1 protein-coding gene and 1 pseudogene are annotated in these 823 nt (G+C 71.0%); one reads left to right on the top strand and one right to left on the bottom strand.

Annotated features, from left to right (window positions below; translation table 11 throughout):
* Positions 1-378, top strand: a pseudogene (locus G3O06_RS48470) (MFS transporter); the annotation flags it as partial.
* Between the two features lie 6 nt (positions 379-384).
* Here G3O06_RS48470 and G3O06_RS48465 read toward each other — a convergent pair.
* Positions 385-823, bottom strand: a 439-nt coding sequence (locus G3O06_RS48465) for a precorrin-3B C(17)-methyltransferase (protein WP_205820487.1), incomplete at its 5' end; no start/stop codon positions are given.

Raw genomic sequence — 823 nt, 5'->3', positions numbered from 1 at the left:
CTTGCCGCGGCCGCGCTCGCGATCGGCGGGGCGCTGCTGACGCTGTCCGACAGCGTGCCGGTGATCCTGGCCGGCCTCGCGCTCAGCTCGACCGCCGTGTTCGTCGAACAGGCGTCGGCCAACACGTTCATCTCGCAGGCGGCGTCGAGCGCGCGCTCGACGGCGATCGGCATCTACCTGTCCTGCTATTACTTCGGCGGCAGCCTCGGCTCGATCCTGCCGGTGCCGGGCTGGCATCGGTGGGGATGGGCCGGCTGCGTCGCGTTCGTGGTCGCGGCACAGGCCATCGTCGGCGTGCTCGTGTACCGGTTCTGGCACGCCGGCGGCGCAGCCGGCACCGCGCATGCCGACGCGCGCGGCGTCACGTCGGTGCGATAACCGGGTTCAGCGATACCAGCGCGGCGTATAGACCCACTCGCGGGCGTTGCCGATCGTAAAGCGCCGCGTCGTCGACGACCCGACGATCACCATCGTGCGCATGTCGACCTGGTCGCTGCGCAGCGCGCCGAGCGTCGTCGTCGCGAGCGTTGCGCCCGGCCGGCCGATGTCGCGGCCGAGCACGACCACCGTCTCGGCCGTGCGGTGCGCACGCACGACATCGAGCGCACGATCGAGCTGCCACGGCCGCGCACGCGAAATCGGGTTGTAGAACGCCATCACGAGATCGGCCTGCGCCGCATGCCGCAAGCGCATCTCGATCACGTCCCACGGCTTCAGGTTGTCGGACAGCGAGATCGCGCAGAAATCGTGGCCAAGCGGCGCGCCGGCCTGCGCGGCCGTCGCGAGCGACGCCGAGATGCCCGGTTCCACGCGCAGGTCGACA

It is taken from the genome of Burkholderia sp. Ac-20345 (assembly GCF_017104825.1).
Classification (GTDB): Bacteria; Pseudomonadota; Gammaproteobacteria; order Burkholderiales; family Burkholderiaceae; genus Burkholderia; species Burkholderia lata_B.
This window is presented reverse-complemented; position numbering and strand designations above follow the sequence as displayed.